Origin of the sequence: uncultured Roseibium sp. (assembly GCF_947499295.1) — a bacterium.
GTDB lineage: Bacteria > Pseudomonadota > Alphaproteobacteria > Rhizobiales > Stappiaceae > Roseibium.
In genome coordinates this window covers 1-871 of the sequence record NZ_CANMNP010000110.1, presented here as the reverse complement: position 1 = coordinate 871, position 871 = coordinate 1, and the positions used below count along the sequence as shown (strand labels likewise).

1 pseudogene is annotated in these 871 nt (G+C 56.3%); it reads right to left on the bottom strand.

Annotated features, from left to right (window positions below):
- Positions 1-74: 74 nt before the first annotated feature.
- Positions 75-751: pseudogene (locus Q0835_RS29990) on the bottom strand (IS3 family transposase); the annotation flags it as partial.
- Positions 752-871 lie beyond the last annotated feature (120 nt).

Sequence of the window (871 nt, the reverse complement as noted above, 5' to 3'; positions counted from 1 at the left end):
GGCAATCTTCCATTCCTCCTTTCTCAATGCATTCCAGTCATATGCACCCCGGACCATCCGGGACGAGGCGCACTGTAAGTGATGTCTGTCACCCAGACCCGGTCGGGTTGCTCCACATCGAACTGCCGGTCGAGGCTGTTGTCGACGACCATGGAAGGTCTTCCGCCATAGCTGCCCGGTCGCCGCCTATATCCGATCTGGGCCTTGATCCCGGCCAACCTGGTAAGGCGCGCGACACGGTTCAGGCAGCACGTCTCTCCCTGATCAAGCAGATCGTCATGAAGCTTGCGATATCCATAGACCTTACCGCTCTCCTTCCACGCCCTGCTGAGCAGTTCCGTCTGGCGGATGTCTTCCCGGGCCCGTTTGCTCAGCGGGGCCTTCAGCCAGGCATAAAAGCCGCTTGGGTGGACGCGCAAGCAACAGCACATCGCGCGCACCGAAAACACAGAGCGATGCTCGGCGACGAACGCGTACCTCACTTTGCATCCTTGGCGAAGTACGCGGTTGCCTTTTTTAGGATGTCACGTTCCTCGGTGACCCGAGCAAGTTCATGCTTCAACCGGCGGATCTCCGCAGCTTGATCGCCTTCTCCCGGATCGGGCGACTTGGAGAACTTCTTCTTCCACGCATAAAGAGAATGGGTGCTGACGCCTAAACGCTTCGAAACCTCCGCAACTGGATAGCCACGTTCGGTGATTTGGGCCACCGCATCCCGCTTGAAATCGTCACTGAAATGGTTCGTGCCCATCATGGCCTCCTTGCCTCAAAATTAGGAAAGAAGGCGTCTACAAATCTAGGTGTTCAGTCCCGGCATTTGATGGATCGGATTAAGTCTGAAACGATCAGGTTCTGAAGTCCATATCTTGCA